Below are 13,903 nucleotides of genomic sequence, written 5' to 3'. Positions count from 1 at the left end.
CTTCGACAACACGCCGGATCGGCGTGTCGGGAGACCGAACGCGTCGAACGCGTCAGACGGTCACTTCTTGCGAGGTTCCAGGCGACCAGCGCCATGCCGGCGCTCGATCGGAACGTCCGTCTCGGCACACAGCGCGAGCCAGATGTCGCGCGGCGGCACTCCCGCATCCAGAGCCTCGTGGGCGGTGCGACCGGAGATCTGCGTCAGGACCAGATCACTGACGAGAGACGAACCCCGGCCACCGAATTCCGCATCGACGGCGCGGAGGAATTCACTGCGACGCATGAAGAGCGGGAACCCTCGACGTTCAGTGGAGCGAGAGCTCGGGCTCGATCGAGGCGACCAGATCGTCGGGAACGACGTCCGGGAACACCTGGATGCCTTCGAGGACGGAGATACGGTCTCCGACCTCTCGCATGATGATCGAGATCGGAACGTCGAGCGCATCGGCCACAGAGGCGAGGATCTCGCTCGATGCCTCTTTCTGACCTCGCTCCACCTCACTGAGGTAGCCGAGTGCCACAGAGGCCTTGCTTGCGACCTGCCGGAGCGTGCGCCCCTTCTGCAGGCGGAAGTCCCTCAGCACATCGCCGATTTCCTGTCGTACAAGAATCATCGGAACCTCCTCCCAGATCGTCTTCCCGAGGTCTCCCTCGAGGAGATCGCCAGTCTAGTCCTACCGACCTTCACAAAATCTACCTTCGCACGCTGTGCTTTCGGTGTGAGCACATCCATGACAACGGAAGTCATCGCCCACCTATTCCCGGACGAGTCGAACAAGAAGAGAGAGCGCCGCGTCGACGGCCTGCGCGCGGATCTCCGCGCGATCGCCGGGGAACACGTGCGGCTCCATCACGGTCGCCGTCGGCGTCACGACGGCGATGTGCACCGTTCCGACCGGTTGACCGTCGGGCGACTCCGGCCCGGCGATCCCCGTGGTCGCGACTCCGACGTCTGCAGGACGACCGTCGACGGTCACCGCGCGCCGCACCCCGTCAGCCATCTGTCGGGCGACCTCGGGGTGCACCGCTCCGTGCGTGGCGAGAAGATCCGCGTCGACGCCGAGCAGGCTGTGCTTCAGAGGAGTCGCATACGCCACGACCGCACCCAGCAACACCGCGGACGCTCCGGCGACGGAGACGAGCTCGGATGCGACGGCACCGCCGGTGAGGGACTCTGCCACCCCGAGCGTCCACCCGCGGCTCACCAGTCCTTCGAGAGCCTCCGACGCCGAGGTCACGACGACTGCCGAGAGCCTCGCACCTGCGCGACGATGTAATCGATCCCGCTCGCCACCGTGAGGATCAGCACGACGATCATCAGCAACGCCGTCACGATGACCCAGGGGCCGAGTCCGATGAGCACGTGCAGCGGCAGAAGTGCCCAGGAGAGAGCGACTCCCTGAACCGCCGTCTTCACCTTGCCCATCCACGCCGCCGCGACCACGTGCTCTTTCGCGACGATGAGGCGATGAACGGTGATACCGACCTCACGGACCAGGATCACGATGACGAGCCACCAGTTCAGCTCGCCCAACACCGCGAGACCGACGAAGCCCGCGCCGGTGAGCAGCTTGTCGGCGATCGGATCCCAGAGCTTGCCGAAGTCGCTGACGATGTCGTATCGACGAGCGAGGTAGCCGTCGACCCAGTCGGTCGAGATCGCGACGATGAAGAGCACCGCCGAGATCCACCGCATCACGAGGTCGTCGAGGCCGTATGTTCCGCCGATGAGGAGCAGGACGAAGAAGATGCCCGCGAGCGGGATGCGCGCGACGGTGATCGCATTGGGAAGCTGCCGGGGAATCGCCATCAGTCGCGCCCCGTCAATCCCCAGGCGTCTTCGTCGCCGTCTCCGTCAGCCTCGACGACCGGCAGCCCCTGGAACTGGGCTTCGACCGGATCGTGCGGCGCTCCCGCGGCAGTGGCCGACTGAGGGGCAGGCGCCGCCGGCTTCGCCGGGACGTCGTCACCTCGGAGTTTCGCCATGACCTGCGGGAGCTGCTCGGCCGTCGCCAGCACATCGCGTGCCTTCGATCCCTCGGAGGGGCCGACGATCTCGCGCGACTCCAGCAGGTCCATCAGTCGACCGGCCTTTGCGAAGCCGACCCGCAGCTTGCGCTGCAGCATCGAGGTCGACCCGAACTGCGACGACACGATCAGCTCGGCGGCCGCGAGAAGGAGCTCGAGGTCGTCTCCGATGTCCTCGTCGACCTCCTTCTTCTTGGCGGGCTCCATCGCCTCCTGCACGTCCGCACGGTAGTCGGGGCGCGCCTGGCGGGTCACGTGCTTGACGACCGCGTCGATCTCCTTCTCGTCGACCCACGCTCCCTGCAGACGGAACGGCTTCGATGAGCCCATCGGCGAGAACAGGGCGTCACCCTGACCGATCAGCTTGTCGGCGCCGGGGCTGTCGAGGATCACGCGACTGTCGGTGACGCTGGTCACCGCGAAGGCGAGACGCGAGGGCACGTTGGCCTTGATGAGACCGGTGACGACGTCGACGCTCGGTCGCTGAGTGGCGAGCACCAGATGGATGCCGGACGCACGTGCCAGCTGCGTGATGCGCACGATCGAATCCTCGACGTCGCGCGGGGCGACCATCATCAGGTCGGCGAGCTCGTCGACGACCACCAAGAGGTATGGGTAGGGCTTGAGCACGCGCTCGCTCCCGACCGGGAGCTCGACCTCGCCGGCGCGGACTGCGCGGTTGAAGTCGTCGATGTGGCGGAAGCCGAACGACGCGAGGTCGTCGTACCGCATGTCCATCTCCTTCACGACCCACTGCAGCGCCTCGGCCGCCTTCTTCGGGTTCGTGATGATGGGCGTGATCAGGTGTGGAACGCCCGCATAGCTCGTGAGCTCGACGCGCTTCGGGTCGATGAGGACCATCCGGACGTCCGTCGGGCGTGCCCGCATGAGCAGGCTCGTGATCATCGAGTTCACGAAGCTCGACTTGCCGGAGCCGGTCGAACCCGCGACGAGCAGGTGGGGCATCTTCGCGAGGTTCGCGATGACGATGTTGCCACCGACGTCTTTGCCGACGCCGATCGTCATCGGATGGGTGCTCTTGTGCGCAGCCGGCGACCTCAGCACGTCGCCGAGCGCGACCATCTCTTTGTCGGCGTTGGGGATCTCGATGCCGATGGCACTCTTGCCGGGGATCGGCGAGAGGATGCGCACGTCGTTGGAGGCGACGGCATAGGCGAAGTTGTTGCTCAGCTGGAGGATCTTCTCGACCTTGACGCCGTGTCCGACCTCGACCTCGTACTGCGTGACCGTCGGCCCCCGCGAGAAGCCGGTCACCTTCGCGTCGACCTTGAACTGCGTCAGCACGCTCGTGATCTGCTCGATCACCTTGTCCGTGGCCTCGGACCTGGCGACCGGAGGCGGCCCCTCGACCAGCAGCCCTGGCGACGGCAGGATGTACGGAGCCACGGGCGCCTGAGGGCCCCGCTCCCCCGGTCCGGCGGTTCCGAAGCCGTCGAGTCCCGGCAGCTCGGGAACCTCGCCGGTATCGGACTCGTCGTCGAGGAGGGCGGTCGTCTGCTGCCCCGCCAGCGACTCCGTCACCGACCGGACGTCGGAGAGCACCTCGGTCGCGGCGTCCGAAGGGTTCTCCACGACGACGGCCTGGTCGTAGGCCGGCGTCGGCTCGGACGTCGTGAGCAGAGCGGTGATGTCGTCGGAGCCGAGAGTGCCCTCGTCGGGGTCTTCTTCACGGCCCGTCTTGTTGCGCCGCCACCAGGGCAGGACATCCGGATCGTCGACCTTGTCGGCCTCGTCGATCGCGGCGGCATCCTTCGCAGGCTTCTCGGTGCGCTCGGCATCGAACATCCACGCGTACAGGTCACCCAGTCGCTGGCCGATCCGGTTCGGCGGCGTCTTGGTGAGGATCAGCACGCTGAGCCCCGCGAGGAGGGCGAGCACGATGTATGCACCCACCGGGGTGAGATATGAGAGGGGCTCGCCGACCATCCACCCGAACAGACCGCCGGCCTCGCTCAGAGCCGGCATGCCATCCTTGGGCTGCGCGCGCACGAGCAGTCCTGCCGAATCGGCACGGCCGGCGGCGATGTGGCAGAAGCCCGCAAGCGTCAGCACGAAGAGGCCGAATCCGATTCCGATGCGGCCGTTGTCGTGCACCGAGGACGGATGCCGGAACAGCCACCCCGCGAGCAGCAGGAGCAGCACCGGCATCACGAAGGCGACGCGACCGACCAGCAGACCGACCGAGTAAGCGCTGATGTTGGCAGCGACCTCGTTGCCGATGAAAAACCATTCGTTGACCGCGCCGGCGATCGCGAGCAGAACCAGCAGGAACGGGAAGCCGTCGCGCCGATCATCCTTCTCGAGGGTCTCGGGACCGAACGCGCGGAAGAGCCCGCCGACGCCGTGGGCGAGACCGACCCACGCGCGCACAGCGACGGGAGGCTTATCGAGTTCGTCGATGTACTTCTTCGGCGCAGCCTGAGCCTTCGGAGCGGTCTGCCTCTTGGGGCGAGGCGTGGCGTTCTGGGACGCGCGCGCTGACTTCGTGGTACTCCTGGCCATACTCTCACGTTACGACCAGAGGCCGACATTCCCCGTAATGACGCGGCTTTCCGGAGTCTTCGCCCGAGCCCGACGGTGGCGCTCAGGACATCCGATGAACCATCGTGTCGCGGACCTCTCCGATGTCCGTGACCACGAATCCCTCTGACCGATAAAGGGTCCGCGCGAAGTTGTCGCGTTCCACACTCAGACTCAGCCGCGGATGCCCCTGCTCACGGGCGTGGACGACGAGCCTGCGGAGCAACGCGCGACCGACTCCGTGCGCGCGCCAGATGGGCTGCACGCCGATGATGAGTTCCGGCACGGCCGTTCCGACGAAACCGAACCCCGGATCGTCCTGCGACAGCATCCGATACCAGGTTGCCCCGATCGGCCTGTCATCCGAGTCGACCGCGACGAAGCCCGCATCCGCGGGGCGCATCCACCCGGCGACGTAGCGTCGGTGCTCGGGGGCGGTGAGTATCTCGTGACGGGCCCGCGCCCCACCCGAACGCCAGTTCGCAGCCTCCACGACCATGTCGCCGAGGAAGCTCCCGTCCGCCTGGGCGGCGGGCCTGATCGAGAAGGCGTCCGACATGTCCAGAGCATACGGTGCGCGCGTTACAGCCGGGTGTCGTCCGACTGTGAACGCGCGACCACTGTGGTCAGGCCTCGATGACGAGGGGGACGATCATCGGCCGACGGCGGAGCTTCTGGTTGACCCAGCGTCCGATTGTCCGGCGGATGACCTGCGACAGCGCATGGGTGTCACGAACTCCGTTGCCGGAGGCCTCCTTGAGCGCCGCGATGATCTTGGGGGTCACGTCGTCGAACACCGAGTCGTCTTCCGCGATGCCCCGTGCGTGGATCTCGGGGCCGGAGATGATCCGCCCGGTCTGCGCATCGACCACGACGATGATGGAGACGAAGCCCTCCTCGGCGAGGATGCGACGGTCCTTGAGGTCGGCGTCCGTGATCGCTCCGACGGTGGAGCCGTCGACGTAGACGAAGCCGAGGTCGAGCTGGCCGACCACGCGGGCGTCGCCGTCCTTCAGGTCGATCACCGTGCCGTTCGACGCGATGATCGTGCGCTCGGGCTCGACTCCCGTGTCCTGGGCCAGCTTCGCGTTGGCGATCAGGTGCCGGTACTCGCCGTGGACAGGGAGGACGTTCTTCGGCTTGAGGATGTTGTAGCAGTAGATCAGCTCGCCGGCGGCGGCGTGCCCCGAGACGTGGACCTTGGCGTTCGCCTTGTGCACGACGTTCGCGCCGAGCTTGGTCAGTCCGTCGATCACGCGGTAGACGGCGTTCTCGTTTCCGGGGATCAGGCTCGACGCCAGGATGACGGTGTCGCCCGGGCCAGGCTCGATCGCGTGATCGAGGTTGGCCATGCGGCTGAGCACGGCCATCGGCTCGCCCTGCGACCCCGTGGACATGTAGACGATCTTGTCGTCGGGGAGATCCTTCGCCTTCTTGTAGTCGATCAGCAGGCCGCTCGGCACCTTGAGGTAGCCGAGGTCTTCGGCGATGGTCATGTTGCGCAGCATGCTCCGCCCGAGCAGCGCGACACGGCGTCCGTGTGCGTGAGCCGCATCGAGGACCTGCTGCACGCGATGGACGTGGCTCGAGAAGCTCGCGACGATCACGCGGCGCGGAGCCTTGCCGATCACCTGATCGAGCACCGGTCCGATCGAGCGCTCGGTCGGCGTGAAGCCGGGTACGTCCGCGTTCGTGGAGTCGACGAGGAACAGGTCGACTCCCTCTTCGCCGAGGCGCGCGAACGCCCGGAGGTCGGTGATACGACCGTCGAGCGGCAGCTGGTCCATCTTGAAGTCACCGGTCGCCAGAACGAGCCCGGCGGGCGTGCGGATCGCGACGGCCAGCGCATCAGGGATCGAGTGGTTGACCGCCACGAACTCGAGATCGAAGGGTCCGACCTGTTCGCGCTGTCCCTCCTTCACGGTGAGGGTGAAGGCCTTGATGCGGTGCTCCTTGAGCTTCGCCTCGACCAGCGCGAGCGTGAGACCCGATCCGATCACGGGAATATCGCTCTTCAGACGCAGCAGGTAGGGAACCGCGCCGATGTGATCCTCATGACCGTGCGTGAGCACGACGCCGACGATGTCGTCGAGACGCCCCTTGATCGGCTCGAAGTCGGGAAGGATCAGGTCGACACCCGGCTGGTGCTCCTCGGGGAACAGCACACCGCAGTCGACGATCAGGATCTTGCCGTCGAACTCGAAGATCGTCATGTTGCGGCCGATCTCGCCGAGGCCGCCGAGCGGAGTGACCCGCAGCGTCCCCTCGTCGAGTGCTGCGGGTTCTGCGAGCGGGATGGACATGGTGTCTCCTCAGTCGGACACTCGACGCGTCCGTTCGTTCATGGTGACGCGGCTCACCGCGCCGGGTGTCAGCGAGTCGTGCCGTGCACCTTGGGCAGGGCACCGCCCGCGGCCGCGTTGCGGTCGGGGCGGAAGTTGGAGAAGTCGGCGCCGGGGACGTCTTTCACGAGATCGAGCTCGTCCTCGATGAGGGCGGCCTCCCACTCTTCGGGACCGACCAGCGGCAGACGGACGCGCGGGCTCGAGATACGTCCGAGTCCGTGCAGGATGTACTTGGCCGCGACGGTGCCGGGCACGTGCGTCATGACGGCGCGCACGAGCGGCTCCAGCCGCTTGTGCTCCGCGGTCGCGGTCGTGAGGTCGCCGCGGTTCACGGCGTCGATGATCGTGCGGTACGGAGTCGCCGCGATGTTCGCGGTCACACCGATCAGACCGGTCGCGCCGATCGCGAGGTGCGGCAGCACGTTCGCGTCGTCGCCCGAGAAGTACATGAGGTCGGTCTGGTTGAGCACGCGGCTCACCTCGGAGAAGTCGCCCTTGGCGTCCTTCACGGCGAGGATGTTCGGGTGCTTGGCGAGTCTCAGGATCGTCTCGTACTTGATGGGCACGCCCGTTCGCCCCGGGATGTCGTAGAGGATCACCGGGAGGTCGGTGGCATCGGCCACCAGACGGAAGTGGGTCAGGATGCCGGCCTGCGTGGGCTTGTTGTAATAGGGCGTGACGATCATGATGCCGTCGGCGCCGGCCTTCTCGCTGGCCTTGTACAGTTCGATCGCATGCGCGGTCTCGTTGGACCCGCCACCCGTGATGATCTTGGCGCGACCGGCCGAGACCGACTTGCCGATCTCGACGAGCTTGAGCTTCTCGGGGTCCGTCAGAGTCGAGGTCTCGCCGGTCGTTCCCGTCACGACGATTCCGTCAGCACCGGCGGTGATGACGTCATCGATGTGCTTCTCGACGGCGGGCCAATCGACTTCACCGTCGGCCGTCATCGGAGTGACGAGCGCGACGAGAACCTGTCCGAAAGGGTTGCCCGAGTGCGTCATGCCCCCAAGCGTATCGGTTCGCGTGCCGCTCACCCAGACGAGGTGCGACGGATGACATCTCCGCGGGCGATCGCGATCTTCTCTCGGAGGACCAGGCCCGCCAGCTCACCGACGGCGACCTCGTCCACGTGCTTCCGGAACATCTCGATCCCGGTGATCCGAGTGCGCGCCTGCGGAGCACTGTCACGCAGCACCACGATGTCGTCGTCCACCCTCAGCACCCCCGACCTGACCGTGCCTGTCGCGACTGTTCCCCGCCCGGTGATGGTGAAGACGTCCTCCACCAGGAACTCGGTCGACCCCGAAGACACCGACAGCGGAGTCGACGCCGGAACGGGAGTTCCGTCGCCGCTCTCCGTCTCCCCCGCGGCTCCGGAGGTCATCGCAGCCAAGCGCGCGGCTTCCGCATCGTTGTATCGCCGGAGCACCTCGTTGGCGTCGTCTGAGTCACGCTTCCTGCCGAACAACCATCCCATGCCGTCGATCCTAGGGATCCGCATAGGCTCGACTCCATGGCATGGGTCACACGCGAGTCGTCGACGGTGTACGAGAACCGGTGGATCGAGGTTCGGGAGGACCAGGTCACCGGGCCCGGGGGCGACGGGATCTACGGCGTGGTGACCATGCGGCATCCAGCGGTCTTCGTGGTCGCGCTCGATGACGAGGACCGTGTCTGCCTCATCACGCTCGAGCGCTACACGACCGGCGTCTCGATCGAGGTGCCTGCCGGAGGAAGCGACGGCGAGGACCCGCTCGCGGCCGCGCAGCGCGAGCTGCTCGAGGAGACGGGCTTCGTCGCCGAGGACTGGACGTCGCTCGGAACCATGAACGCGCTGAACGGGATCGCCCACGCCCCCGAGCACGTGTTCCTCGCCCGCGGCCTGACTCCGGTTGACGACTCGACGCACACCCAGGAGGAAGAGGGCATCGACGCCGTCGCCTGGGTGCCGTTCTCCGAGGTGCTCGCAATGATCGCCGACGGCCTGATCACCGATGGGGAGACCGTGGCGGCGATCGCCTACGCCGGCATCCGTCTGGGCAGATTCCGCTGATCTCGTAGCGCCCTGGTACGCGCACCACGCGTCCGCACCGGGGCGCGAGCGGCGTTCGGCTCAGACGCGCCCTCGTCTTGCGACGCCGGAGGTCACGGCGCTCGGCAGCAGACTCGCGATCGCGACGATCGCCTTGTAGCGCAGCGACGGGATCGATACGGCCCTGCCTCGCGCCGCATCGCGGAGTCCTTCGCGGACGACATCACGTGCATCCAGCCACATGAACGCCGGGACGCCCTCGTGCCCCGGCGCGAGCCCCATCCGCTCGTGGAAGGTCGTGTGCGTGAAACCGGCACAGACCGCGGTCACGCTGACCCTGTCGGCGGCGTACTCGACGTTCGCCCAACGACTGAACCCGATGAGCCAGCTCTTGCAGGCCGAGTACGTCGAGCGGGAGATGAATCCGGCGACCGAGGCCACATTGATGATCCGGCCACCGCGGCCGCGCATCGACCCGAGCGCCGCATGCATGAGACGCATCGATGCCTCGACATGGACGCGAAGATGCCGCACCTCGTCGTCGACGTCGTTGTCGGCGAACTGCAGCGGCAGCCCGAAGCCGGCGTTGTTGATCAGGAGATCCACCGGGTCGGAGGCGTCGCGGAGGCGGTCGGCGACGCGGCGCACATCGGCATCCTCGGAGAGATCCGCGACGAGGATCTCGACCGCGACGCCGTATTCGCTGCGCAGCTCCGCCGCGACGCTCTCTAGAGCATCCGTCGACCGGGCGACGAGCACGAGGTCGGCGCGGCGACGGGCGAGCTGGCGGGCGAACTCGACGCCGAGCCCTGCGCTCGCGCCGGTGATCAGTGCGGTGGGCATCAGCGCTCGTATCCCAGGAAACGGAAGCGGACTCCGGATCGGGAGGTCTGCCACTCCCCCTCGTCGACCAGTCGCCACCCGGTCTTCGATGGGGCGTAGGCATCGCCCGCGACGTCGAGGTCGAGCTCAGTGACTTCGAGACGGTCGGCATCGGCGATCACGAGCCGGAAGATCTCGGCTCCTCCGATGATCCAGACCCTCTCGTGTCCGCGCACCGCATCGGTGACTGTGGCTGCGCGCCTGACGCCCTCTTCGGTCCAGTCCTGCTGGCGCGTGATGACGATGTTCTCGCGTCCGGGGAGCGGGCGGAACCGTTCAGGCAGCGAGTCCCACGTCTTGCGCCCCATGATCACGGGCGCCCCGAAGGTCTTCTCCTTGAAGTGCGCGAGATCTTCGGGGACGTTCCACGGCATTCCGCCTTCGGCTCCGATGACACCGCCCTGCGCTTCGGCCCAGATCAGGCCGACCCACGTCACACCGCCACCGCCGCCCTGATCGGGGCGTGGTGCTGGTAGTCCTCGACGATGAAGTCGTCGTAGGTGTAGTCGAAGACCGACTCCGGCTTCCGGGCGAAGCGCAGCGACGGGTAGGGATACGCCTCGCGACTCAGCTGCTCGCGCACCTGCTCGAGGTGGTTGTCGTAGATGTGGCAGTCGCCACCCGTCCAGACGAAGTCGCCCGGCTCGAGCCCGACCTGCTGCGCGACCATCAGAGTCAGCAGGGCGTAGGAGGCGATGTTGAACGGGACGCCGAGGAACAGATCGGCGCTGCGCTGGTAGAGCTGGCAGGAGAGCTTGCCGTCTGCGACGTAGAACTGGAAGAGCGCGTGGCACGGGGCGAGTGCCATGTCGGGGATGTCCGCGGGGTTCCACGCCGAGACGATCAGGCGTCGGGAGTCCGGCGCCTTGCGGATCTGATCGATCACCTCGCTCAACTGGTCGATGCTCTCGCCGTCGGGCGTCGGCCAGGACCGCCACTGCACGCCGTAGACGGGTCCGAGATCACCCGACGCGTCGGCCCACTCGTCCCAGATCGTGACGCCGTTGTCCTGGAGCCACTTGACGTTGGAGTCACCCCTGAGGAACCAGAGGAGCTCGTAGGCGATCGACTTGAAGTGCACGCGCTTCGTCGTGATCAGCGGGAAGCCCTGCGAGAGGTCGAAGCGGATCTGCCGACCGAAGACGCTGGTGGTCCCCGTGCCCGTGCGATCCGACTTGTGGGTGCCGGACTCCAGCACGTCGCGGAGCAGGTCTTCATACGGCGTCGGGACGGCTGCGCTCATGTCTGCCAGACTACCCGCCCACGAGGACCGAGAGTCCGTTCGTCACGATGCGACACATCGGCCCCGGCGTCTCCGAACGGCCCTTATCCTCTATCCATGTCGCCCGGAATCGCCCTCGCCGTGATCGGTGCGCTCCTCGTGATCGCCGCCGTCGTCGGGATCGTGCTGCGGCTCCTCGACGGACGACGGCGAGGTGGTGGCCATCTCCTGTTCGATCCCACCGATGCGAATGCCGATCGACTCGGCTCGCGCGCCACGCTTGTGCAGTTCAGCACGGAGATGTGCGCGCGGTGCCCTCAAGTGCGCAGGATGCTGTCGAGCTACGTCGCAGACGCCGACGGCCTGCATCACCTCGAGGTCGACCTCACGCATCGGCCAGACCTCTCGGCGAGGTACAAGGTCCTGCAGACCCCGACGACGTTCGTCGTCGACGGCTCAGGCGCCGTCCGCGCACGATTCCACGGCGTACCACACCGCCACGCGATCACCGAAGCACTCGCCGCCGTCTGAGGCGGAAATGACTGGAGCAGAGATGACCACTCCCGCAGGTATCGACCCCCGTGGACCGCGCTTCGCCGCGACGATCACGACCGTGCTGCTGCTCGTCGCGACGTTCCTCGGGCTCATCGGCATCTCGACGGCGAGGTCCTTCGGCTGGTTCGCCTACCAGCCGCTCGCGGCGACGGACTTCACCTCGGACACCTGGGCGATCGTCGCGGCATCCCCCGCCCAGCGCGCACTCGATCCCGGCTTCCTCCTCACGGTGGTCATCGCCCTGCTCTTCCTCTGGAGCGTGCTGTCCCCCGCGACGGCACCGTGGGGCGCCGTGTTCCGCCGGTTCGTGCGGCCGCGGCTCGCACCGCCCACCGAGCTCGAGGACCCTCGCCCTCCACGCTTCGCTCAGGGCGTCGGGCTCTTCGTGGTCACGATCGGGCTCGTCCTGCATGTCGTCGGCGTGCCGTGGGCGCTGCCGATCGCGACGGCCGCCGCGTTCATCGCCGCCTTCCTCAACGCCGCGTTCTCGTTCTGCCTCGGCTGCCAGATCTACCTGCTGCTGCAGCGTGCCGGCATCCTCGGACGGACGCCATCCGCTGCCTGAGCATGGTTCCGCCGAGCGCACCCGGTCGATAGGCTGGCCACACACGCGAGCGCATCTCCCGCGGCGCGAGAACCGGAGGAATCATGCCCGTCACCAGTGAAGCCACCACCACCTGGACCGGATCCCTCGCGGAGGGCTCGGGCACCGTCGCCTTCTCCTCGTCGAAGCTCGGCACCTTCCCGATCAACTGGAAGGCCCGCAGCGAAGGCAGCGACACCACCACCACGCCGGAAGAGCTGATCGCCGCGGCTCACGCCTCCTGCTTCAGCATGGCCCTCTCGCACGCTCTCTCCGAGAACGGCACCCCGCCTGAGCGCGTCAACACCAGCGCGTCGGTCACCTTCAAGCCGGGTGTCGGAATCACCGGAAGCCACCTCAACGTCAACGCGGTCGTTCCCGGACTCACTCCCGAGGCGTTCCAGACGATCGCGGCCGAGGCCAAGGTCGGCTGCCCGGTGTCTCAGGCTCTCGCCGGGATCGAGATCACCCTCGAGGCCACGCTCGCCTGAACCGGGTCAGTCCCGAGCGAGGCGGATCGCCTCGCGGATGCTGGCGCGAGCGTCCTTGCGACGGCCCGCCGCATCCTGCACGACGCCCAGGCGATAGCGTGCCCGCCAATCCCCCGGTGCCGCATCCGCGTCCGCGGCATACCGCTGAATCATCGGATCGGCGTCCGCGCGGGCGATCCGCCCGCTGGGGGTGAGCTCGGTCTCCGCCTCGGGCATGCCACCCTCGGCATCGAGCTGACGCCCCAGCCGATCAGCCCCGAAGCCGAACTGCATCTCACGCACGAGAGCCCATGCGCCGATGGGGGCGAGCACGATGAGCGCGACCCCCATTCCGATCGACACGGCGGTCCCGACGGCGAAGAACATCACGGCCAGCCAGACCGCGACGGCCAGATAGACGAGCAGCGCCGCGCCCATCAGGGCCACGCCGATCCGCGACATCACGAGCGGAGGCCGATGTCGATCATGCTCTCCAGACCGACGAACACGCCGGATGCACTGGCTGCGAAGGGGACGGCGAGACGGATGCCTGGCGCGTATGCGAGGGCGGGATCCACGGTGTCGTGAGTGAAGGTCAGCGACTCCCCGGGGCCGGAGAGGATCACCTCCTGCTTGGCGATCACGCCGGGGCGACGCAGCGAATGGATCGGTACGCTGCCGACCTGCTGGCCTCGCGCGCGCTGATCGGCATGCGGGGCGCTCACCGGTCCCTGCTCCGCACGTGCGGCCGCGATCAGCTCTGCGGTGCGAACCGCCGTGCCGCTCGGCGAATCGACCTTGGCCTCGTGGTGCGCCTCGATGATCTCGGCAGAGCCGAAGAAGGGTGCCGCGGCCGCTGCGAGGGCGGACCCGAGCACGGACCCGAGCGAGAAGTTCGGGATGAAGACGACGCCTGTGCCGGCATTGTCGACGAGCGGGCGCACGAGAGCGATACGCTCCGACGACCAGCCGGACGTGGCGACCAGCACATTGATCTGCCGTTCGACCGCAGCCCGCACCACGTCGACGCTCACCTGAGGCGTGGTCGCATCGATCACCAGACCCGCGCCCTCCAATTCGGAGAGGTCGCTTCGAGAGGTGAGCACACGACTCACCTCGAAGCCCTCGAGCTCATCGATCACCGCGTGGATGATCGAGCCGAGCTTTCCGGTGCCGCCGACGAGTGCTACCTGCGTGGTCATACGTTCAGTCTATTTCGCAGGTGCGCCTCGGCCCTTGC

Annotated in this window: 18 protein-coding genes; 4 read left to right on the top strand and 14 right to left on the bottom strand. The window is 67.2% G+C overall.

Annotated elements, in window-relative coordinates; all coding sequences use genetic code 11:
- Positions 1-60: 60 nt before the first annotated feature.
- The 9 genes from OD997_RS01975 to OD997_RS01935 all read right to left on the bottom strand — a co-directional run bounded on the left by OD997_RS01975 (position 61) and on the right by OD997_RS01935 (position 8,396).
- Positions 61-285 carry a DUF3046 domain-containing protein gene (locus OD997_RS01975; protein ID WP_434330131.1) on the bottom strand — a complete coding sequence of 75 codons (225 nt, stop codon included), beginning with the start codon at positions 283-285 and terminating at the stop codon, positions 61-63.
- Between the two features lie 22 nt (positions 286-307).
- Complete coding sequence (locus tag OD997_RS01970) at positions 308-616, bottom strand: helix-turn-helix domain-containing protein (protein WP_056509484.1); 309 nt, start codon at positions 614-616, stop codon at positions 308-310.
- 141 nt (positions 617-757) lie between these two features.
- Positions 758-1,240, bottom strand: coding sequence for a CinA family protein (locus OD997_RS01965; RefSeq protein ID WP_434330130.1), 483 nt, complete (start codon positions 1,238-1,240; stop codon positions 758-760).
- Positions 1,237-1,812 carry a CDP-diacylglycerol--glycerol-3-phosphate 3-phosphatidyltransferase gene (pgsA, locus tag OD997_RS01960; RefSeq protein WP_434330129.1) on the bottom strand — a complete coding sequence of 192 codons (576 nt, stop codon included), beginning with the start codon at positions 1,810-1,812 and terminating at the stop codon, positions 1,237-1,239. The genes OD997_RS01965 and pgsA overlap by 4 nt, the downstream gene beginning before the upstream one ends.
- Entirely contained in the window at positions 1,812-4,553 is a 2,742-nt protein-coding gene (locus OD997_RS01955; protein WP_434330128.1) for a DNA translocase FtsK, read from the bottom strand. Before OD997_RS01955 ends, pgsA begins: the two co-directional genes overlap by 1 nt.
- Before the next feature lie 82 nt (positions 4,554-4,635).
- Positions 4,636-5,130 carry a GNAT family N-acetyltransferase gene (locus tag OD997_RS01950; RefSeq protein WP_434330127.1) on the bottom strand — a complete coding sequence of 165 codons (495 nt, stop codon included), beginning with the start codon at positions 5,128-5,130 and terminating at the stop codon, positions 4,636-4,638.
- 67 nt (positions 5,131-5,197) lie between these two features.
- Entirely contained in the window at positions 5,198-6,874 is a 1,677-nt protein-coding gene (locus OD997_RS01945; protein ID WP_434330126.1) for a ribonuclease J, read from the bottom strand.
- 68 nt (positions 6,875-6,942) lie between these two features.
- Positions 6,943-7,920, bottom strand: coding sequence for a 4-hydroxy-tetrahydrodipicolinate synthase (dapA, locus tag OD997_RS01940; protein ID WP_056308113.1), 978 nt, complete (start codon positions 7,918-7,920; stop codon positions 6,943-6,945).
- A 29-nt stretch (positions 7,921-7,949) separates the two neighbouring features.
- Positions 7,950-8,396, bottom strand: coding sequence for an EF-Tu/IF-2/RF-3 family GTPase (locus OD997_RS01935; protein WP_434330125.1), 447 nt, complete (start codon positions 8,394-8,396; stop codon positions 7,950-7,952).
- 36 nt (positions 8,397-8,432) lie between these two features.
- Here OD997_RS01935 and OD997_RS01930 point away from each other — a divergent pair, with 36 nt between their 5' ends.
- Positions 8,433-8,972 carry an NUDIX domain-containing protein gene (locus OD997_RS01930; RefSeq protein ID WP_434330124.1) on the top strand — a complete coding sequence of 180 codons (540 nt, stop codon included), beginning with the start codon at positions 8,433-8,435 and terminating at the stop codon, positions 8,970-8,972.
- Positions 8,973-9,032: 60 nt separating this feature from the next.
- Here the strand turns inward: OD997_RS01930 and OD997_RS01925 are convergent, their stop codons facing one another.
- The 3 genes from OD997_RS01925 to OD997_RS01915 are packed head-to-tail and all read right to left on the bottom strand — an operon-like array spanning position 9,033 to position 11,076.
- Entirely contained in the window at positions 9,033-9,794 is a 762-nt protein-coding gene (locus OD997_RS01925) for an SDR family NAD(P)-dependent oxidoreductase (protein WP_434330123.1), read from the bottom strand.
- Positions 9,794-10,270 carry a dihydrofolate reductase gene (locus tag OD997_RS01920; protein WP_434330122.1) on the bottom strand — a complete coding sequence of 159 codons (477 nt, stop codon included), beginning with the start codon at positions 10,268-10,270 and terminating at the stop codon, positions 9,794-9,796. Before OD997_RS01920 ends, OD997_RS01925 begins: the two co-directional genes overlap by 1 nt.
- A complete protein-coding gene (locus OD997_RS01915) occupies positions 10,267-11,076 on the bottom strand; it encodes a thymidylate synthase (RefSeq protein WP_434330121.1) in 810 nt (269 codons plus the stop codon). The genes OD997_RS01920 and OD997_RS01915 overlap by 4 nt, the downstream gene beginning before the upstream one ends.
- 96 nt (positions 11,077-11,172) lie before the next feature.
- Here OD997_RS01915 and OD997_RS01910 point away from each other — a divergent pair, with 96 nt between their 5' ends.
- The 3 genes from OD997_RS01910 (at position 11,173) to OD997_RS01900 (ending at position 12,684) form a co-directional block, all read left to right on the top strand.
- A complete protein-coding gene (locus tag OD997_RS01910) occupies positions 11,173-11,586 on the top strand; it encodes a thioredoxin family protein (protein WP_434330120.1) in 414 nt (137 codons plus the stop codon).
- 22 nt (positions 11,587-11,608) lie between these two features.
- Positions 11,609-12,175: a DUF4395 domain-containing protein gene (locus tag OD997_RS01905; RefSeq protein ID WP_434330119.1), complete on the top strand. Its 567-nt coding sequence runs from the start codon at positions 11,609-11,611 to the stop codon at positions 12,173-12,175.
- Positions 12,176-12,258: 83 nt separating this feature from the next.
- Positions 12,259-12,684: an OsmC family peroxiredoxin gene (locus tag OD997_RS01900; RefSeq protein ID WP_056509444.1), complete on the top strand. Its 426-nt coding sequence runs from the start codon at positions 12,259-12,261 to the stop codon at positions 12,682-12,684.
- Between the two features lie 6 nt (positions 12,685-12,690).
- On the opposite strand, the gene OD997_RS01895 is transcribed toward OD997_RS01900, so the two are convergent.
- Complete coding sequence (locus OD997_RS01895) at positions 12,691-13,125, bottom strand: hypothetical protein (RefSeq protein ID WP_434332316.1); 435 nt, start codon at positions 13,123-13,125, stop codon at positions 12,691-12,693.
- Entirely contained in the window at positions 13,125-13,865 is a 741-nt protein-coding gene (gene dapB / locus OD997_RS01890) for a 4-hydroxy-tetrahydrodipicolinate reductase (protein ID WP_434330118.1), read from the bottom strand. The genes OD997_RS01895 and dapB overlap by 1 nt, the downstream gene beginning before the upstream one ends.
- Between the last annotated feature and the right edge of the window lie 38 nt (positions 13,866-13,903).

It is taken from the genome of Microbacterium sp. CGR1 (assembly GCF_051062835.1).
Classification (GTDB): Bacteria; Actinomycetota; Actinomycetes; order Actinomycetales; family Microbacteriaceae; genus Microbacterium.
This window is presented reverse-complemented; position numbering and strand designations above follow the sequence as displayed.

Bases quoted from the DNA above. Each gene is read 5' to 3' on its own strand.
- OD997_RS01975 (WP_434330131.1), bottom strand. From the start codon at position 285: ATGCGTCGCAGTGAATTCCTCCGCGCCGTCGATGCGGAATTCGGTGGC.
- OD997_RS01970 (WP_056509484.1), bottom strand. From the start codon at position 616: ATGATTCTTGTACGACAGGAAATCGGCGATGTGCTGAGGGACTTCCGC.
- pgsA (WP_434330129.1), bottom strand. From the start codon at position 1,812: ATGGCGATTCCCCGGCAGCTTCCCAATGCGATCACCGTCGCGCGCATC.
- OD997_RS01955 (WP_434330128.1), bottom strand. From the start codon at position 4,553: ATGGCCAGGAGTACCACGAAGTCAGCGCGCGCGTCCCAGAACGCCACG.
- OD997_RS01950 (WP_434330127.1), bottom strand. From the start codon at position 5,130: ATGTCGGACGCCTTCTCGATCAGGCCCGCCGCCCAGGCGGACGGGAGC.
- OD997_RS01945 (WP_434330126.1), bottom strand. From the start codon at position 6,874: ATGTCCATCCCGCTCGCAGAACCCGCAGCACTCGACGAGGGGACGCTG.
- dapA (WP_056308113.1), bottom strand. From the start codon at position 7,920: ATGACGCACTCGGGCAACCCTTTCGGACAGGTTCTCGTCGCGCTCGTC.
- OD997_RS01935 (WP_434330125.1), bottom strand. From the start codon at position 8,396: ATGGGATGGTTGTTCGGCAGGAAGCGTGACTCAGACGACGCCAACGAG.
- OD997_RS01930 (WP_434330124.1), top strand. From the start codon at position 8,433: ATGGCATGGGTCACACGCGAGTCGTCGACGGTGTACGAGAACCGGTGG.
- OD997_RS01925 (WP_434330123.1), bottom strand. From the start codon at position 9,794: ATGCCCACCGCACTGATCACCGGCGCGAGCGCAGGGCTCGGCGTCGAG.
- OD997_RS01915 (WP_434330121.1), bottom strand. From the start codon at position 11,076: ATGAGCGCAGCCGTCCCGACGCCGTATGAAGACCTGCTCCGCGACGTG.
- OD997_RS01910 (WP_434330120.1), top strand. From the start codon at position 11,173: ATGTCGCCCGGAATCGCCCTCGCCGTGATCGGTGCGCTCCTCGTGATC.
- OD997_RS01905 (WP_434330119.1), top strand. From the start codon at position 11,609: ATGACCACTCCCGCAGGTATCGACCCCCGTGGACCGCGCTTCGCCGCG.
- OD997_RS01900 (WP_056509444.1), top strand. From the start codon at position 12,259: ATGCCCGTCACCAGTGAAGCCACCACCACCTGGACCGGATCCCTCGCG.
- OD997_RS01895 (WP_434332316.1), bottom strand. From the start codon at position 13,125: ATGTCGCGGATCGGCGTGGCCCTGATGGGCGCGGCGCTGCTCGTCTAT.
- dapB (WP_434330118.1), bottom strand. From the start codon at position 13,865: ATGACCACGCAGGTAGCACTCGTCGGCGGCACCGGAAAGCTCGGCTCG.